15 protein-coding genes, 1 other RNA gene and 1 riboswitch are annotated in these 19,410 nt (G+C 51.9%); all 16 genes read left to right on the forward strand.

Annotated elements, in window-relative coordinates:
* Positions 1-417 precede the first annotated feature (417 nt).
* Positions 418-1,062 carry an HAD family hydrolase gene (locus tag NE473_RS00005; RefSeq protein ID WP_039892634.1) on the forward strand — a complete coding sequence of 215 codons (645 nt, stop codon included), beginning with the start codon at positions 418-420 and terminating at the stop codon, positions 1,060-1,062.
* An 84-nt stretch (positions 1,063-1,146) separates the two neighbouring features.
* Positions 1,147-1,947, forward strand: coding sequence for a GNAT family N-acetyltransferase (locus NE473_RS00010; RefSeq protein WP_006775737.1), 801 nt, complete (start codon positions 1,147-1,149; stop codon positions 1,945-1,947).
* Positions 1,948-1,972: 25 nt separating this feature from the next.
* The gene (locus NE473_RS00015; protein WP_006775736.1) at positions 1,973-2,239 is read left to right on the forward strand and encodes an HPr family phosphocarrier protein; all 267 of its coding nucleotides are present in this window, start codon (positions 1,973-1,975) and stop codon (positions 2,237-2,239) included.
* Positions 2,240-2,370: 131 nt separating this feature from the next.
* Positions 2,371-2,551, forward strand: a non-coding RNA gene (gene ssrS / locus NE473_RS00020) — 6S RNA.
* A gap of 101 nt (positions 2,552-2,652) precedes the next feature.
* Positions 2,653-3,885, forward strand: coding sequence for an AI-2E family transporter (locus NE473_RS00025; RefSeq protein ID WP_006775735.1), 1,233 nt, complete (start codon positions 2,653-2,655; stop codon positions 3,883-3,885).
* A 9-nt stretch (positions 3,886-3,894) separates the two neighbouring features.
* Positions 3,895-6,174 (forward strand): SpoIID/LytB domain-containing protein, encoded by a 2,280-nt coding sequence (locus tag NE473_RS00030; RefSeq protein WP_055651840.1) that lies wholly within the window; start codon positions 3,895-3,897, stop codon positions 6,172-6,174.
* A gap of 68 nt (positions 6,175-6,242) precedes the next feature.
* Complete coding sequence (locus NE473_RS00035; RefSeq protein ID WP_022032737.1) at positions 6,243-7,946, forward strand: S8 family peptidase; 1,704 nt, start codon at positions 6,243-6,245, stop codon at positions 7,944-7,946.
* Positions 7,947-8,060: 114 nt separating this feature from the next.
* A riboswitch (glycine riboswitch) is annotated at positions 8,061-8,143 on the forward strand.
* Positions 8,144-8,358: 215 nt separating this feature from the next.
* The gene (gene gcvT / locus NE473_RS00040) at positions 8,359-9,447 is read left to right on the forward strand and encodes a glycine cleavage system aminomethyltransferase GcvT (RefSeq protein ID WP_055651839.1); all 1,089 of its coding nucleotides are present in this window, start codon (positions 8,359-8,361) and stop codon (positions 9,445-9,447) included.
* A gap of 36 nt (positions 9,448-9,483) precedes the next feature.
* Positions 9,484-9,858: a glycine cleavage system protein GcvH gene (gcvH, locus tag NE473_RS00045; protein WP_055651838.1), complete on the forward strand. Its 375-nt coding sequence runs from the start codon at positions 9,484-9,486 to the stop codon at positions 9,856-9,858.
* Between the two features lie 29 nt (positions 9,859-9,887).
* Positions 9,888-11,207, forward strand: a complete 1,320-nt coding sequence (gcvPA, locus tag NE473_RS00050; RefSeq protein WP_055651837.1) for an aminomethyl-transferring glycine dehydrogenase subunit GcvPA — start codon at positions 9,888-9,890, stop codon at positions 11,205-11,207.
* Positions 11,204-12,658 carry an aminomethyl-transferring glycine dehydrogenase subunit GcvPB gene (gene gcvPB, locus NE473_RS00055; protein WP_022032733.1) on the forward strand — a complete coding sequence of 485 codons (1,455 nt, stop codon included), beginning with the start codon at positions 11,204-11,206 and terminating at the stop codon, positions 12,656-12,658. The genes gcvPA and gcvPB overlap by 4 nt, the downstream gene beginning before the upstream one ends.
* A complete protein-coding gene (gene lplA / locus NE473_RS00060) occupies positions 12,655-13,656 on the forward strand; it encodes a lipoate--protein ligase (protein ID WP_155560662.1) in 1,002 nt (333 codons plus the stop codon). Before gcvPB ends, lplA begins: the two co-directional genes overlap by 4 nt.
* Before the next feature lie 28 nt (positions 13,657-13,684).
* Entirely contained in the window at positions 13,685-15,076 is a 1,392-nt protein-coding gene (gene lpdA / locus NE473_RS00065) for a dihydrolipoyl dehydrogenase (RefSeq protein WP_055651835.1), read from the forward strand.
* A 277-nt stretch (positions 15,077-15,353) separates the two neighbouring features.
* Positions 15,354-16,364 (forward strand): deoxyguanosinetriphosphate triphosphohydrolase, encoded by a 1,011-nt coding sequence (locus NE473_RS00070; protein WP_055651834.1) that lies wholly within the window; start codon positions 15,354-15,356, stop codon positions 16,362-16,364.
* Positions 16,365-16,396: 32 nt separating this feature from the next.
* Complete coding sequence (gene dnaG / locus NE473_RS00075) at positions 16,397-18,160, forward strand: DNA primase (protein ID WP_055651833.1); 1,764 nt, start codon at positions 16,397-16,399, stop codon at positions 18,158-18,160.
* Positions 18,161-18,199: 39 nt separating this feature from the next.
* Positions 18,200-19,408, forward strand: a complete 1,209-nt coding sequence (rpoD, locus tag NE473_RS00080; protein ID WP_022032729.1) for an RNA polymerase sigma factor RpoD — start codon at positions 18,200-18,202, stop codon at positions 19,406-19,408.
* The last annotated feature ends 2 nt before the right edge of the window (positions 19,409-19,410 follow it).

Below are 19,410 nucleotides of genomic sequence, written 5' to 3' on the forward strand. Positions count from 1 at the left end.
TGAATTTATATAGGATTGTCTGATGTAAAAGGATTCCGCATTTTTGGACTTCGTTGTATCAACCTTCATAATAATCACCCCATCCCTATTTTACCACAAAAAGCTAAAAAAGGCTATATATTAAAACGAAATATTTGACAAAAAAATATAAGCCAGTAGCGGCTTAGTGGCTAATTTTCTATGATTAGGGTGTCAAAGACCCGAGCACGGCGGGGAGTGAATATTTTATGATTCGTACAAAATATATACATTTTACGACAAATTTGCAATAGAAATGATTGACTTCTAATTCACAAAGTGAGATAATGTCTTAAACTGTGAATGGAATTAATTCAAAATGTGGATGGAAATAAAAATGCATATGGGGACGGGGGCTTGCCTTCCGTCTCCGTTGCATTCTTATCCATGGAGGAGAGAATGGAGAAGGAATACCTGCTGTTTGATCTGGACGGAACACTGACCGATCCAAAAGAAGGCATCACGAAATCCGTGCGCCATGCCCTTAAGGCCTATGACATCGAGGTGGAGGATTTAGATTCCCTCTGCTGTTTTATCGGCCCGCCGCTGAAGGACAGCTTCATCGAGTACTACGGCTTCAGCGAGGAGAACGCGTCCAATGCAATTGGCGTTTACCGGGAATATTTTTCCGACCGTGGGATCTTTGAAAACGAAGTTTATGAGGGCATCGAGGAGGTGCTGAAGGCACTGAAGGCCTCAGGGAAAAAGCTGTTCGTGGCTTCGTCGAAGCCCGAGGTTTTTGTCAGGAAAATTATGGAGTATTTTAAGCTGGATCCGTATTTTACCTTTATGGGAGGCGCGGATTTAGGCGAGACCAGAGTGAAGAAAGCGGATGTGATCCGCTACGTCCTTGAGGAAAACGGAATTACCGATCTGGAGAAAGTGATCATGATCGGAGACCGGAAACACGATATTTTAGGGGCGAAGGAAGTCGGAGTCGACAGCGTCGGCGTCCTCTATGGTTATGGAGACCGGGAGGAACTGGAAGCCGCGGGAGCGGACTTTCTGGCGGAAACAGTTTTTGATTTGCAGAATCTTTTATAGTGTGGTATGATACACAGTATTATGGCGCTTAAGGAATAGTTTTGGCTGACGGCGAAGAGGAACGCCTTAAGGAGGAGACGCATTATGATTGAACTGGGAAAAGAAAAGAGACAGATAATCAGAACGCTTTGCGGACAGGCGGATAATGTACTGGTGCACGGAGCGGTTCAGGGATATATGGGCCGTGTGTGGGTGCCGGAGCTGACGAATCCATCGTACTGCCTGATTCATCTGGGTGATTTCGCATACCTGTTTGGCATATGCCCAAAGGGTGAGCAGGCCATGGAACTGAGAGCACAGCTTTACAGGGAATGCGGCCAGGACTACATCACCCCAGCCGATGAAAGATGGGCCGAATGGCTGGAAGAATCCTTTCCGGGAGAATACAGGGTTTTATCCCGGTATTCGATGAGAAGGGACAGGAACCATTTTTCGGAGGAGGCACTGGAATCCTACTGCAGGAATCTGCCTGCCGGAATTCGATTAAAAAGAATTGATAAGAGACTGTACCAGACGGCGCTTAAGGAGGAATGGAGCCGCGATTTCTGCTCCAATTTTGAAACTCCGGAAGAATATGAACAGAACGGCCTCGGATTTGTCGCCATGGATGGCAGAAAGATTGTTTCCGGCTGTTCTGCCTATGGAATCAGCGAGGGAATGTTTGAGATCCAGGTGGAGACCCGGAGAGAGTATCAGCGGAAGGGCCTGGCACTGGCGTGCAGCGCCCGTTTCATACTCACGTGTCTGGAACAGGGAATCTACCCGAGCTGGGATGCGATCAGCCTGCAGTCCGTCGGACTGGCTGAAAAACTGGGCTATATTTTTGACAGAGAATACAAAGTGTATCAGCTCCATGATATGGAGAGCGGCCTTTTAATGGCGTAACCGGACATTTGGAGGAATACGAGCGATGAAAAGAGTAAAAGTCGGATTCTGGGGGATTGATTCAATCCTGGAATTTGTAAAAATAACCGGCAGCAGCCGTCATAAGATGGAACTGGTCTGCGGCAGTACGGTAGTGGATGCCAAATCACTTCTGTCCGTGCTGTCCGTTAAGGCAGCCCAGGCAGTGGAACTGGTGATTCATGAGGAGAGCTGCGACCGTCTGCTGGAGCGGCTGGACCCTTATATCGAGCATGGCAGTCTGTTGGACAGGGCCCATCATTTGAGTGCCTGACAACAGAACGGAAGCCGCCGGAATGCAGCTCTGCAGGGCCGGCAGCCTTCAGAAAGAAAACTGACAGGAAAAGGAACTTGAAAAATTGAGTAAAGTGGTGTATACTAATGCTATAAAAATAAGATGAATTGTAATTCCTGGAATGTTCGATACTCTTACCTACTTTGAACCTACATTTTGACATTCGGGATTCCAATATTTTTAAGCGGATGTCAGGCCTCCTTTATTGAGTGGAAGGCAGAAGCTTAAGTGAGGTCGCCCACCTAGCAAGGCTAGGCGTCAAACAGTAAGAACCGGCATTTTGGGGTTACAAAAGAAAAAAGCAGCGAGAAATCGCTGCTTTAACTTTTTACAAAAGTATGATAATGTATACATAGGGCAGTGCCCTTATCTTAAAAATACAGGAGAATAATATGAAGGAAACGAAATTCAGGAATTATATATGCTGGGGAGTAACCGCGCTGGCGGTGATCGCGCTGAGTATCGCGTTTGCTTTTTTTCTTACACGATTTCAGGTGATGAAGGCGGGACTTAAAGCATTTATCGGCATCCTGATGCCGGTGATCTATGGTGCGGTCCTGGCATATCTGCTTCTTCCGATTTATAACAGGACGAGAAGCCTTCTTGAAGGATGGATTGCGAAGGGCATAAAAAAGGAAAAGACAATCAGGGGATTATCGAAGGCCGGAGCGACAGCCGTCAGCCTGATCGTTCTTTTTGTGATTGTCGCGGGACTGTTCTGGATGGTGATTCCGCAGATTTATACGAGTATTATGACGCTGCAGGAAGGGCTGGGGGAGAATATTAACAACCTGGCGCTGTGGCTTCAGAAGCTTCTGGAGGATAATCCGTCTCTGGAACAGAAGGTAATCCCGATGTACGACGAGGTGACCAATCAGCTGGAAAACTGGCTGACCACCTCCCTGGTACCGAACGTGTCGACGGTGATCAGCGGTCTTTCCAGCGGTCTTTTAAGTGTTGTGCTGGCGCTTAAGAACATTCTGATCGGCGTTATCGTTATGGTATACCTGTTAAACATAAAAGAGACTCTTTCCGCACAGGGAAAGAAGATCATTTACAGTGTACTTCCGCTGCGGATGGCGAACCAGTTTATTGAGGAACTCCGTTTTGTCCATCGGGTGTTTGGCGGTTTCATTACGGGTAAGCTGCTGGATTCCCTGATTATCGGCATTATCTGCTTTGTCTGCTTAAACTGGATGAAGATGCCGTACGTACTGCTGGTCAGCGTGATCGTGGGCGTGACGAATGTGATTCCGTTTTTCGGCCCGTTTATCGGAGCTGTCCCGAGCGCCTTTTTAATACTTCTGGTGAGCCCGATGAAGTGTCTGTATTTCCTGATTTTCATCGTACTTCTTCAGCAGTTTGACGGCAACATTTTAGGCCCGAAGATTTTAGGACAGTCTACCGGGCTTCCAAGCTTCTGGGTGCTGTTTTCCATCCTGCTGTTCGGCGGTCTGTTCGGATTTGTCGGTATGATCATTGCAGTTCCCACCTTTGCCGTGGGCTACAGTATGCTTACCGGGCTGGTAAACCGGGCTCTCAGGAAAAAAGAGCTCTCCCTTAATACTAACGACTACATGGATTTAAAACACATCGATGAAGAGAAGAAAACTTATATGAGATAAGAGGAGCGCATGAATAAAAGGAAATTTATTGCATTTGCAGCCGGAATTCCTCTTCTGGTTCTCATTTTAATTATCATCATCCTGGTCAGTGAACCGAAGCCGGGTGGGATATCGAGAGCGGCGGCCTATAAGTCGGCCGCCCTTCTTTTGACAGATGCCGAAAGCTGTGAGCAGCTGCTTAAGGAGCAGGGGCAGAACTATTTTACGGAGAAAGACAGGAATCACTGGTATGCGAAATATTTGAACTATCTTTATGTGAACGGATATGTATCTCCGGACACGACCCCATCCGATCCGGAGTACGTACAGGGATACCTGACGTACCGGGAGGCGGAGGAACTGGCAGAGGCGCTGTCCCCGGGACAGGGGGAAGCGGCCCGCGTGGGAAAAAAGAAGCAGGGCAAACCGTTTCCATCGGATAACTGGTGGTTTATTTACGACAGCCTCAGAAAAGAACTGGATCACGATGGCAGCATAAAGGAACGGAATATCCTCCTTTACGGTACACCCATGAATATAAGGAGCGCTCCGGCCTGGACCGCATATACGAGCGAAGGCAAATTCCGCTTTGAGGGAATCAGCCTCGACAGCTACATAGACTGGGAGCTGAAGGTCCTGGTAAAAGACGGCGAGATGATCGCGGTCAGGGAACCGGTGAGCGATTCCGTCACCTATAAGAATGTCTGGCTTACCCACGGTGAGGGAGACACGTTTTCGGTCCGTCTGGGAACTGTCGATCGGTCGTTTCCCATGGAGGCCTCTTTGGGGCAGCCGGAGGAATTTGCGGATAATCTGGCGGACTTGTCTTTAAAGAACGGGAAGCTTCAGAAGGTAACCCTGAAGAAAAAGAGAATTACCGGAAAGGTTCTGGCGGTAAAGGACGATTCCATTGAGATAGAAGGCTACGGAAAGATTAAACTGGATAAGGATTTCAAGGTGTATAAGCTGTACGGTCAGTTCGAGGAGCAGTCTGTCTCGGACATTCTCGTCGGCTACGACATCCAGGAATTCGTCGTGGCGCATGGAAAGCTGTGCGCGGCGCTGACCATGCGGGAGTTCGATGCGAAGACCATCCGGGTCATGATCATGAATACGAATTTCCAGTCTGTATTCCATCCGTCGGTCACCTTATCGGCGGAGAGTGGCTTAAACCTTGCAAGCGGGGAAGAGAGCGTTCAGATACCGGCGAAGGCCGAAGTGATTATCGATCCGTCGGATGAGAGGCTGAAGGACGGCCGGATTGTCGTCACCCCTGTGGAGGCCGGCGACACCATAACCGTCAATTCCATCCGCCGTTCCCTGGGAACGCCAACGTACAGCGGCAGTATCGAGATCAGGAAGGAGAACGAAGGGATTACCCTGATTAACGAGTTGTATCTGGAAGACTATTTGACCAGGGTAGTGCCCAGTGAGATGCCTGACAGCTATGAGATGGAGGCGCTAAAGGCCCAGGCGGTCTGTGCGAGGACGTACGCCTACCGTCAGATTCAGAGCAACGCCTACAGCCAGTACGGCGCCCATGTGGACGACAGTACCAGATTTCAGGTGTATAATAACTTAAAGACTTCGGATAAGACGGAGCAGGCTGTGCGGGAGACATACGGAAAGCTTCTGTTCTATCAGGATGTGCCCATTGAAGCGTTTTATTTCTCCACCTCCTGCGGCCACACGACAGACGGCAGCATCTGGGGGAGCGATCCGGCCAAGTATCCGTATCTGGATGGCTGTCTTCTGGATGGCGGACGAAGTGTTTTGAATCTGTCCACCAATGCGGCGTTTGAAGCATTCATCAAAGATAAGGAGTATCCATCCTATGATTCGTCCTTTCCGATGTACCGGTGGGAGACTACGGTAACCAACCGGCAGCTGGAGGAGGAGATAACTGCGGTGGGAACTATTTTGAATATTTCCGTCACCGAGCGTGGAGTGGGCGGCATAGTGAAAAAGGTGCGTGTGGAAGGCTCCGATGGAATTATGACGATCAACGGGGAGGGACAGGTGAGAGCAAAGCTTGGCAATCCTTATATGAAGATCACGAAGAATGACGGAACTGTCATGAAGGATATCGAATCTCTGCCCAGCGCCTATATAGCCATTGAGAATGAGGGCGTGGATGATAACAATATCACCACCTTCCATATCTACGGCGGCGGCTATGGCCACGGCGTCGGCATGAGCCAGAACGGGGCCCAGGCTATGGCGTCGGAGGGAAAGAGCTATGAGGAGATTCTTCAGTTCTTTTATCAGGGCGTAGAAGTCAGAGAAGCAGAAAAGGAAGGGGACCAGTGACGGGAAAGAACCCGAATACGACCATGCTGTCACGCGTATGATAGACTAAAAGAGTAATCGGGAAGCATATGCAGAACCAAAAGCTGGAAAATCTGTTAAACCTGGCGCTCAGCGCCACGGAAGAGGAACGGGAAAAATCAGAGTCATTAAATGTAGGCTATAATTCTGACCAGAATACATGGGAACTGATCGTCAAATATTCCGGAAGCCTTGACGAGGCAGCAGAACACGGGGTCACCGTGGAGGAGATGATCAATGAGTACGCGATTCTCACGGTGCCGGAATCGGAGATCGACTATATCAGCAGTCTGCCTCAAATCGAATACGTGGAAAAACCAAAGAGGCTGTTCTTTGCCATCAACCAGGCAAAGGCAGCCTCCTGCATTAATATTGCGCAGCAGGGGGACAGGAGCCTGTCAGGCAGAGGCGTTCTGACGGCGATCATCGATTCTGGGATCGATTATTACCACGACGATTTCCGGAAGGAGAACGGAGACACCCGCATTGTCATGCTCTGGGACCAGACGCTTAACCGGGTGTTTACGGAGGAGGAGATTAACGAAGCGCTGGCAGCAGGGAGCCGGGCGGCCGCACGAGCGCTTGTACCTTCTGTGGATACGAGCGGCCATGGCACGGCTGTGGCCGGAATCGCGGCGGGCAACGGAAGGGAAAATAACGGGCAGTACCGCGGAATCGCCTATGAGAGCGAGCTTCTGGTGGTTAAGCTGGGTGTGCCGAAGAGCGACGGCTTTCCGCGAACGACGGAGCTGATGCGGGCAGTCAATTTCGTGGTGAGAGAGGCCGTGCGCAGGAGACAGCCGGTGGCGGTCAATTTAAGCTTCGGCAACACGTACGGTTCCCATGACGGCACCAGTCTTCTGGAAACATTTCTCAACGATATATCCAATTACGGAAAAACGGTGTTTGTGGTGGGAACGGGAAATGAAGGCGCGGGAGACGGTCACAGTGCCGGGCAGCTGGTGATGAACCAGCCGCAGGAGGTGGAACTGACGGTCGGGGCCTATCAGACCAGCTTCAGTGTTCAGCTCTGGAAGTCCTATACGGATATCTTTGATATCAGCTTAATCACGCCATCCGGCGAGACCATCGGCCCGGTCAGCAGCCGTCTGGGACCGCAGACAATCCCGTTTGTGAACCAGACGATCCTCCTCTATTACGGAAAACCGGGACCCTACAGCGTGGCGCAGGAGATCTATCTGGATTTCATTCCCAAAGAAAATTACCTGGAGGAGGGGCTCTGGAGGATTCGTCTGACTCCCCGGGAGATTGTGGAGGGAAATTTTGATTTCTGGCTTCCTTCCGCCAGTGTACTGAGCCGTTCCACCCGTTTTTTAAGGCCGTCGCCGGAGACGACACTGACCATTCCGTCAACGGCGGCGGGCGTCATATCTGTCGGAGCCTACGATGACGCCTACCAGTCTTTTGCCGATTTTTCCGGCCGCGGTTTTACGAGAATGACGCGTCAGGTGAAACCGGATCTGGTCGCCCCCGGCGTCGGAATTATTACCGCCAGATCGGGCGGCGGTTATGAGACCGTGACAGGAACCTCCTTTGCCACGCCATTTGTGACGGGAAGCGCGGCGCTGCTGATGCAGTGGGGGATTGTGGACGGAAGAGATCCGTTTCTGTACGGCGAGAAAATAAAGGCTTATTTAAGGCGGGGCGCCAGGCATCTGCCCGGATATTCCCAGTGGCCGAATCCGGAGCTGGGGTTTGGAACCCTATGCCTGTCGGACAGCATTCCGATATAAAACGGGTTCACCGGAAAAAATTTAATAATTAGAAAATATTAGAAAATATGCACAATAATCGCTTGCGGCTCCCGGATAAACATGTTATACTTTACTCGTAAATTGAATACTCGGTTGAAGAATCCGGGAGAGACCGCAGATCAGCGGCGGCGCCGAAGGTGAGAAAAACTCTCAGGCAAAAGGACCGGATTTGGACGAAACTCTGGAAAGGTGACAGACACCACCGACGAGGCAGCTTTCCGGCTGTGCGTTTTCCCGGACCGGTCGCAGTGCATTTACAGACTGGATCAGAGAAGGGAACCGTAACAGAGGAAGGTAATCTTTCAGGTACGAAGACGGGGCATATAACGAATTGCGTTGTATGCCTTTTTTGTGTTCAAAATTTAACAATCTTGATTGGAGGAAGGAAATCATGGAATGTAAAACGACTTTATATGATACTCATGTAAAGTATGGGGGGAAGATGGTGCCGTTTGCCGGATATCTCCTGCCGGTGCAGTACGGAACCGGAGTCATTGCGGAACACATGGCTGTACGGACGGCCTGCGGCCTGTTCGACGTATCCCATATGGGAGAGATTCTGTGTGAGGGAGAAGGCGCTCTCGACAATTTAAACCATCTGCTGACCAATGACTTTACGGGGATGGCGGATGGCCAGGCCAGATACAGCCCGATGTGCAACGAGGAGGGCGGCGTGGTGGATGACCTGATTGTGTACAAGATCAGAGACAATCACTATTTTATCGTGGTAAATGCAGCCAACAAGGATAAGGATTTTGCATGGATGACGACCCACAGTCTTCCGGGCGCCGAGTTAAAAGACATCTCGGCGGAGATAGGACAGCTGGCCCTCCAGGGGCCGAAGGCAAAGGAGATTCTTCTGAAACTGACGGAGGAAACGAATCTGCCGGTAAAATACTATACCTGCCTTGCAGACCGTCCGGTGGCCGGAATCCGCTGTATCATTTCCAAAACCGGGTATACCGGGGAGGACGGTTACGAGCTCTACATGGCTGCCGGGAAGGCTCCGGAACTTTTTGAAGCGCTGATGGAGGCCGGAAAAGAGGAAGGGTTAATTCCATGCGGTCTGGGAGCGCGGGATACTTTAAGACTGGAAGCCGCCATGCCTCTGTACGGTCATGAGATGGATGATACCATTACACCGATAGAGACAGGACTTTCCTTTGCCGTGAAGATGAAAAAGGAAGACTTTATCGGAAAAGCGGCTATCGAGGCGAAGGGAGAACCGGCGCGGGCCAGGGTCGGTTTGAAGGTGACAGGCCGGGGCATTATCCGGGAACATGAGACCGTCTATGCGGATGGCGGGGAGATCGGCGTGACCACATCCGGGACCCACGTCCCCTATTTAAAATGCCCGGTTGCCATGGCCCTTGTAAAAAAAGAATATGCCGTTCCAGGCACAAAGGTGGAGGCGGATGTGAGAGGGCGCCGGATTGAAGCGGAGGTCGTCCCGCTGCCGTTTTATAAAAGAGTGAAATAACCATACCAAATAAAATCAAAAATGGAGGAAAAAACAATGACATATCCAGAAAATTTAAAGTATGCAAAATCACACGAGTGGGTGGAGTTCTTAGAAGACGGTTCAGCCAGGATCGGTATGACAGATTATGCCCAGGACCAGATGGGGGATCTCGTATTTGTAAACCTTCCGGAGCCGGAGGATGAGGTGACGGCAGGCGAGGCGTTCGGCGATGTGGAGTCGGTAAAGGCCGTTTCCGATGTTTACTCTCCGGTTACCGGCGTGGTTGCGGAGATCAATGAGGACCTGCTGGACAGTCCGGAGAGCATCAATTCCGACCCGTACGGAGCCTGGATGATCCGCGTTTCCGACATTGAGGATAAAGAAGAACTGATGAGTGCACAGGAATATGAGGAGTTCGTCAAAGAATAAGAACTTTGAACAGCAGAAGGAGAATGCATATGGGGTCTTACCTATCCAGCACCGATGATCAGCAGAAGGCAATGCTCGATGAAATCGGTTATAAAGATTACGATGATTTGTTCGGCTGTGTGCCGGATTCCGTGAAGCTAAAGAGACGGCTCTCTGTTCCGGAGGGCAGATCAGAGCTTGAACTGTACCGGCATATGGCGTCCATGGCGGGCAGAAACCGCGTGTTCGACCATGTGTTCCGCGGGGCGGGAGCGTACCGCCATTACATACCGGCTATTGTAAAAGAGGTGGTCTCCAAAGAGGAGTTCGTCACCGCCTATACCCCGTATCAGGCGGAGATCAGCCAGGGGAATCTACAGGCTATTTTTGAATACCAGACCATGATCTGTGAACTGACAGGGATGGATGCAGCCAATGCGTCGGTCTATGACGGCGCATCTGCGGCTGCAGAGAGTGTCTTCATGTGCCGTGAGCGCAAGAGGGTCAGAGTCCTGGCGGCAGACACGGCACATCCGGATGTACTGGCAGCGATGGAGACGTACTGCCACGGCAGAGGTGCTTTCGTGGAACTGGTTCCGTCAAAGGACGGGAGCGTGGATTTTGAGGCGCTGAAGGGGATGCTTGATGAGACAGTGGCCTGTTTCTATGTACAGCAGCCCAATTACTACGGTATTCTGGAAGATGTAACCGCCATATCGGAACTGGTTCACGAAGCCGGCGGCAAGGTGATTGCAGGCTGTAATCCCATCTCTTTGGCGGTTCTTAAGACGCCGGCCGAATGCGGCGCCGATATCGCAGTGGGAGAAGGACAGCCGCTGGGACTTCCTATGGCTTTCGGCGGTCCTTACCTGGGATTTATGGCGACGACGCGGGATATGATGAGGAAACTCCCCGGCCGTATTGTGGGTGAGACGGTGGATTCCGATGGAAAAAGGGGCTTTGTTCTGACTCTGCAGGCGAGAGAACAGCATATCCGCCGGGAAAAAGCAGGCAGCAATATCTGCTCCAATCAGGCGCTGTGCGCACTGACGGCCTCCGTCTATCTGTCAGCGATGGGACCGCAGGGGCTTAGGGAGGCGGCGCTCCAGTGCACCTCAAAAGCCCATTATCTGAGAGAAAAACTGAAAGAAGCCGGATTGAAGCCGGTCTATGACAAGCCATTTTTCCACGAGTTTGTGACAGAGTGCCCTGTAGATACAGAGCAGTTGTCTGCCAGGCTGGAGGAAGAAGGGTTCTTAGGCGGTCTGCCTTTACCGGGCGGACGCATACTCTGGTGTGCGACAGAGATGAATACGAAGGAGGAGATGGACCGTCTGGCCTGTCTCGTAAAGGAGGTGTGCTGCGCATGAAACTGATATTTGAACGAAGCGTACATGGGCGTCACTGCCAGATTCTTCCGTCATCCGATGTGCCGTATGTGATGCCGGAACACGGAAGGGAGCTTCCGCTGCGCCTTCCCGAGGTATCGGAAAATGACATAAGCCGCCATTATACGGAACTGGCAAAAGCAACCCATGGTGTCAATGACGGCTGCTATCCCCTCGGTTCCTGCACCATGAAATACAATCCCAAGATCAATGAGGAGATAGCCGGCCTCCCGGGATTTACCGGAATTCATCCGCTGCAGCCGGAATCCACTGTTCAGGGTGCCTTGGAGGTCCTTAAAACGGCGGAGGAGATTTTCAGCGAGATAACCGGAATGGACAGCATGACGTTCCAGCCGGCGGCAGGCGCTCACGGCGAATTTACAGGACTGCTGCTGATCCGTGCCTGGCACGAGAGCCGTGGAGATGAGAAACGGACGAAAATCATCGTTCCGGACTCCGCCCATGGAACGAATCCGGCCAGCGCGGCCATGGCCGGCTACAAGGTAATCAATATTCCATCCACAGCCGACGGTCTTGTGGATTTGGAGAAGCTTCGGGAGGCTGTCGGAGAAGATACCGCAGGCCTTATGCTGACCAATCCCAACACAGTAGGGCTCTTTGACCCGAATATCTTAGAGATCACGAAGATTGTCCATGACGCAGGCGGCCTCTGCTATTATGACGGAGCAAACCTTAACGCGGTCATGGGAATTACAAGGCCCGGAGACATGGGCTTCGACGTGGTTCATTTAAATCTGCACAAGACCTTTTCCACGCCTCACGGCGGCGGCGGCCCGGGAAGCGGCCCGGTGGGCTGCAAGAAATTCCTGGAACCGTTCCTGCCGGGACGGAAGGTGGTGGAACGGGATGGAGTGCTCTGTACGGCGCCTTACGGGCAGTCCATCGGAATGGTAAAAGAGTTCTGCGGCAATTTCCTTGTGGTGGTGAAAGCACTTTCCTATGTTCTGACGCTGGGACCCGACGGCATTGCTGACGCCTGCAGAAACGCGGTATTAAATGCAAATTACGTCAGAGTCAAGCTTTCGGACGATTACCACATGCCGTTTAAACAGACGTGCATGCATGAATTTGTCATGAGTCTGGAGCAGGAAAAGGAAGAGATGGAGGTGACGGCCATGGACATCGCCAAGGCCCTTCTGGACCACGGAATCCATCCGCCGACCATGTACTTCCCGCTGATTGTCCACGAGGCTCTGATGGTAGAACCGACTGAGACAGAATCAAAGGAGAACTTGGATGAACTGATCTCCGTGTTCCATGAGATTTACGAGACGGCGAAGCGCGATCCGGAATATATCCGGAATTCTCCTCATGTCACCCTGGTGAAGCGTCTGGATGAGGTAAATGCGGCCAGAAATCCGAAACTGCATTACGCATTCGGAGAGGAAGCTTCAGAAAGGGACGAGGCGTGATCCGCCTTCTGACCCTGGCTCATGGGCCGGGGACGTACCCCTATCCCAACTTCGGCATGGAGGAGTATCTGCTGTACCATGTGGAGGAAGAGGAGTGCATTCTCTACCTGTGGCAGAACGAGAAAACCGTAGTCATAGGCAGGAACCAGAATGCATGGAAAGAATGCCGCAGAGAAGAACTGGAAGCGGCGGGCGGCCATCTGGTAAGACGTCTGTCAGGCGGCGGCGCCGTGTTCCACGATCTGGGGAATTTAAACTTTACGTTTATCACAAGAAAAGAAAACTACGATGTCACAAAACAGACGGAGGTCATCTTACGGGCAGTGAAAAAGCTGGGCATCCATGCGGAACGGACCGGCCGCAACGATATTACCGCAGAAGGCCGCAAGTTTTCCGGCAACGCATACTATGAGACCGGGGACTTCTGCTGTCACCACGGGACCATTCTGCTCTCTGTGGACAAAGAAGAGATGGCCCGCTATTTAAACGTCTCCAGGGAAAAACTGAAATCCAAAAGCGTGGATTCCGTCAGAAGCCGTGTAACCAATTTATGCGAGTTCGTTCCGGATCTGACGGTCCGCCGCATGGGCCAATGTCTGGAGGAAAACTTTGGTGAGGTCTATGGCCTTCCCGTCAGACCGTTTCCGCCGGAACGCATGGACGAAAGTGAAGCAGCAGAGCGGACCGCGCGCTTTGCCTCCTGGGACTGGAAATACGGCAGGAAGATTCCGTTCAGTGACGAGTCCGCTGCCCGTTTTTCGTGGGGGGAAGTCCAGGTACTGGTTCTTGTGGAACAGGGCCGCGTCCGGGAAGCAAAGATCTGGTCCGATGCGCTGGACACAGACTTTATAAAGGCCGCGGAGGAGGCTCTGGGCGGCATGGTCTGGAGCAGAAATGCGGCAGCGGCCCGTTTCAGTGCCCTATCCTGTGTAACGCTCCTTCAGGAGACGATGCGGCGGGACTTACAGGACGTGATCTGCAATATGATAGAAAGATAACTGGCAGAAAGCCATACAGGAGGATTGGATGGAAAAACACTACGATCTCATCGTAATCGGTGCGGGGCCGGGAGGCTATATGGCGGCTCTTTATGCGTCGAAGGCGGGAAAAAGAACGGCCGTGATCGAGCGGTCCCACGTGGGAGGCACGTGTTTAAACTGTGGCTGCATTCCTACGAAAACGTATCTTCACACCACCGGCCTTTTCCGGGAGGTTAAGAAGACAGAGGCGGCGGGCCTTCATACGGAGGGCATGCACGTTTCCATGGCCGAACTGAAGAAGCGGAAGGACGCCGTGGTGGAAGAATTACGCGCCGGCATCGAGAAGCAGCTGGCAGCCGCGAAGATCGACTTATACAGGGGGAACGGAGTGGTCTGCGGAGATCATCTGGTAAAGGTTATGCCGGAAGGAGAGGAGCTTACCGCAGAGTATATCCTGCTGGCAGCCGGTTCTGAGCCATCGTCCCTTCCCATTCCCGGCATGGATCTGCCTGGTGTAAAAAACAGCACCGGGATTCTGGAGGAGGAGACAGTTCCGGACCGTCTCATAATCATAGGAGGCGGAGTAATCGGCATGGAGTTTGCAACCGTCTATAATGATCTGGGCTGTCAGGTGACGGTACTGGAAGCCATGGACAAGATTCTGCCGGGAATGGACAAAGAGATTTCCCAGAACTTAAAGATGATTATGAAGAAACGCGGCGTCGAGATTCATACCGGAGCCATGGTTTCTTCGATTGAAAATATGGGGGACGGAACGTATCTCTGCCGTTATACGGAAAAAGAGAAGGCCTGTGAGTGCTCCGCTCCGCTGATCTTATCGGCAGTCGGCCGCCGTCCCTGCGGCAGCGGTTTATTCTCCGGGGAAATGCAGGAACGCATCAAAATGGAACGTGGCCGCATCCTGGTCGACGAGCGCGGTGAGACCTCTGTCCCCGGAATTTACGCGGCGGGAGATGTCATCGGCGGCGTCTGCCTTGCCCATGTGGCCTCTGCCGAGGGCTACCGGGCAGTTTCAGCCATGTTCCCGGAACTGAAGGGAAAAGACATGGCGGTAATCCCATCCTGCGTTTACACCGATCCGGAGATTGCCTGTGCCGGCCTCACCGCCGACGAGGCAAAAGCCGCCGGCATAGAGGCTGTTACGGGAAAATATATTATGTCCGTAAACGGAAAGTCCGTGTTGTCCATGCAGGACCGCGGCTTCTTAAAAATAGTCGCGGAAAAGGATACCGGCCGCATCCTGGGCGCCGGGCTCATGTGCGCCAGAGCAACCGATATGATCGGCGAACTGGAACTGGCTGTTTCAAAGGGACTGACGGCCGAGGATCTGGCAGCGGTGATCATGCCGCATCCGACATTCTGCGAAGGAATCGGAGAGGCCGCAGAATCATTATGTATGGAAAAGAAGAATAAATAAAACAGGAAACTCCCATGGAATTCAGGGCTTTTAGCGGCACCTGGTTTTCCGTGGGAGCTTCTTCCTTTTTTTCGTTAAAAATGCTGAATCGCATGAGGAAGAACATGGCGCGGCATCCATCGCAAAAAATCAAAAACATTAAATATAGGGTATTAAAGTTACTGAAAATATGATATAATGTAACATAACTTTGGGTTTTTATTTAATGGAATAAGCGAGGATCCTTCCGCCGCTTAAGGCGGAGGGCCGGATGATTGAGACAGGATGGAGGTGACTCATGAATATCAGGGAATCTACGGAATCCTGGGAAGCAGAAACGTTAAGTCCTTACGCCTCACTCAGCAGGAATTCGAAAGGAAGGGACAGAGAGGAAGAACCGTGTGACATACGGCCCGTTTATCAGCGTGACCGTGACCGGATTATTCACTGTAAAGCATTTCGCAGGCTGAAGCACAAGACACAGGTCTTTCTGGCGCCGGAAGGCGACCACTACCGGACGCGGCTTACCCATACTCTGGAGGTAGCGCAGATTGCAAGGACCATTGCCAGGGCGCTGCGTATGAACGAGGATCTGACAGAGGCCATAGCACTGGGGCACGATCTGGGGCATACGCCCTTCGGCCATTCCGGGGAGGCGGTTCTGGGCAAGATCTGCTCGGAAGGATTTGCCCACTACCGGCAGAGCGTCCGGGTGGTGGAGGTTCTGGAAAAAAACGGGAGAGGCCTTAATTTAACCTGGGAAGTCCGCGACGGCATCTTACACCACAGAACGAGCGGAAGACCGTCTACGCTGGAGGGAAAGATTGTACGGCTGTCCGATAAGATCGCCTACATCAATCACGATATCGACGATGCGATCCGCGCCAGGATGTTTGTGGAGGAAGATCTGCCTGCGTGTTTTACGGATGTCCTGGGACACAGCGTACGGGAGCGTCTGAATAATCTGATACATGATATTATCCTGGGAAGCATCGGGAAGCCGGAGATTATCATGTCGCCCCATATGGAGGAAGCCATGCAGGGGCTCCGCACCTGGATGTTCGAGAACGTATACCGGAGCGACGTACCCAAGGCGGAAGAAGGAAAGGCCCAGCATCTCATTGTGATGCTGTTTAACTATTATATGGAGCATACGGATAAGCTCCCGGCGGAATACCATTATCTGATGGATGTACGCCATGAAAACCGTGAACGCGTGGTATGCGATTACATAGCGGGGATGAGTGACAGCTACGCCATCGACAAGTTCGAAGAGCTGTTCGTCCCAAAGGCCTGGAAGGATATCTGACAGTTAAGGGAATCAGGGAGGTGTGAAATTTCATGCGATATCCGGAAGAAGTAGTAGAAGAAGTCAGGATGAAAAACGATATCGTGGATGTGATTTCAGGATACGTGAAGCTGCAGAAGAAGGGGAGCAACTACTTCGGACTCTGCCCGTTTCACAATGAGAAATCACCTTCCTTTTCCGTGTCGCCCTCCAAACAGATGTATTACTGTTTTGGCTGCGGCGCCGGAGGCAATGTGATTACGTTTGTGATGGAATATGAGAATTATTCCTTTATGGAAGCGCTTCAGATGCTGGCCGACAGGGCCGGTGTGGCGCTTCCGAAGCAGGAGTACAGCAAAGAAGCGAAGGAGGCTGCCGATCTGCGGACGGCCCTGCTGGAGATTAACCGCATGGCGGCGAATTATTACTATTACCAGCTCACCAATCCGCAGGGTGAGGCGGGCTACCGGTATTTGAGGGACAGGCAGCTGTCCGACGATACCATCCGCCATTTCGGACTTGGTTTTGCCAATAAGACCAGTGACGATTTATACCGGTATTTAAGGGCAAAAGGATACGACGACAGGATCTTAAAGGAGACAGGTCTGGTCACCATCGAGGAACGGGGAGCCCATGACAAGTTCTGGAACCGCGTCATGTTCCCCATCATGGATGTGAACAACCGCGTCATTGGTTTCGGCGGCCGTGTGATGGGAGCCGGGGAACCGAAATACTTAAACTCTCCGGAGACGAAGCTGTTCGATAAAAGCCGGAATCTTTACGGTCTGAACTATGCAAGACTTTCCAGGGAAAAATACATACTGATCTGCGAAGGCTATATGGATGTCATCGCCATGCACCAGGCCGGCTTCACCAATGCGGTGGCGTCACTGGGAACGGCATTTACGACGCAGCATGCGGCGCTCTTAAAGCGCTACACGGATAAGGTGGTTCTGACGTACGACAGCGACGGAGCGGGGACGAAGGCCGCTCTGAGGGCGATCCCGATTCTGCGCGATGTCGGCATGTCCATCCGGGTGCTGAACATGCAGCCGTACAAAGACCCTGATGAATTTATCAAGAACATGGGGGCCGAAGCGTTCCGTGAGCGGATCGAACAGGCGAGAAACAGCTTTTTATTCGAAATTGATGTGCTGAAAAGAAACTACGAGATGGAAGATCCGGAGCAGAAGACCGAATTCTATAATCAGGTGGCAAAGAAGCTCTGTGAATTTCCGGAAGCCCTGGAGCGGGACAACTATTTAGAAGCTGTGTCGCGGGAATTTTTTATCAATTACGAGGACTTAAAGCGCCTGGTAAACCGCATGGGGGCGAGACTGGGGCCGGTGTCTCCCCGTGAGGAGGAAGAAAGCACGTCTGTCAAGAAGAAAAAGGACAGGGAAGACGGGAAAAATCAGTCCCAAAGGCTTCTCCTCACATGGCTGATCGAGAATCCGTTCCTGTTTGACAAGATAGAGGGAATTATCACTCCCGATGATTTTATTGAAGATCTGTACCATCAGGTTGCCAGGATGGTATTTGACGGACACGCCGCCGGGAATTTGAACCCGGCAGAAATCCTGAATCATTTTATTAACGATGAAGAACAGTACCGGGTGGTTGCGGGACTTTTTAATGCAAGCCTGAAAGAATCCCTGGATAATGAAGAACAGAAGAAGGCATTTTCAGAAACGATCATGAAGGTGAAAAAGAACAGCCTTGATTATGCCAGCCGCAATGCAGCCGGGATCGAGGAGCTGCAGAGAATCATCAGGGAACAGGCGGCGTTAAAGGATCTGCATATTTCACTGGATTAGGGTGAACACTATAGGCAAGCTGTGGAAGGATGGAAGAACATGGGCGAGAATGTTAAGAGAACGGCAGAGAAGCTGTCATCATCAAAGAAGGTGGACGAGGCCAGGGAAGCAGAACTGAGGGCCGCAGAAGAACAGGCTGCATTTGAGGAACAGTTGAATCAGCTGCTTCTGCTGGCGAAAAAGAAAAAAAATGTTCTGGAAAACCAGGAAGTGCTTGACTTCTTTACAGGCACTGTGCTGGATGCAGACCGGCTGGACCGGATCTATGATTTCCTGGAGACGAATAAAGTGGACGTTCTTCAGATCAATGAAGATGAAGACTTGGAACTGGATCCCGACTTATTTATCGAGGAGGAACTGGAGGAAGAGGAAGAAATCGATATGGAGCATATCGATCTCTCCGTTCCTGAGGGCATCAGTGTCGAGGACCCTGTCCGCATGTATTTAAAGGAGATCGGCAAGGTTCCTCTCTTATCCAGTGACGATGAGATTGAACTGGCCAAGAAGATTGAGCTGGGAGATGAACTGGCCAAGGAGAAGCTGACCGAAGCAAACTTAAGACTGGTAGTCAGCATCGCCAAGCGTTATGTGGGACGCGGCATGCAGTTTCTCGATCTGATCCAGGAAGGCAATTTGGGACTTATCAAGGCCGTGGAAAAGTTCGATTACAGGAAGGGCTATAAATTCAGCACCTATGCGACCTGGTGGATTCGCCAGGCCATCACGCGCGCGATTGCGGACCAGGCCCGTACCATCCGGATTCCCGTTCATATGGTGGAGACCATTAACCGTCTCGTGCGGGTTTCGAGGCAGCTTTTACAGGAGCTGGGCAGAGAACCGTCGCCGGAGGAGGTCGCATCGAGGGTGGACATGCCGGTGGAGCGGGTGAGGGAGATCATGAAGGTATCCCAGGAGCCGGTTTCTTTAGAGACTCCCATCGGCGAAGAGGAAGACAGTCATCTGGGTGACTTCATCCAGGATGATCAGGTGGCAGTCCCGGCGGACGCGGCTACCTTTACGATGCTTCACGAGCAGCTTATGGAGGTTCTTGATACCCTGACGGAGAGAGAGCAGAAGGTGCTCCGCCTGCGGTTCGGTCTCGACGACGGCCGGCCGAGGACGCTGGAAGAGGTCGGCCGGGAGTTTAACGTGACGAGAGAGCGTATCCGCCAGATCGAGGCCAAAGCTCTGCGGAAGCTCCGCCATCCGAGCCGGAGCAAAAAGCTGAAAGACTATTTAGACGATTGATA

The organism is Hungatella sp. SL.1.14, assembly GCF_024460495.1.
In the GTDB taxonomy this organism is placed as follows: Bacteria; Bacillota; Clostridia; order Lachnospirales; family Lachnospiraceae; genus Hungatella; species Hungatella hathewayi.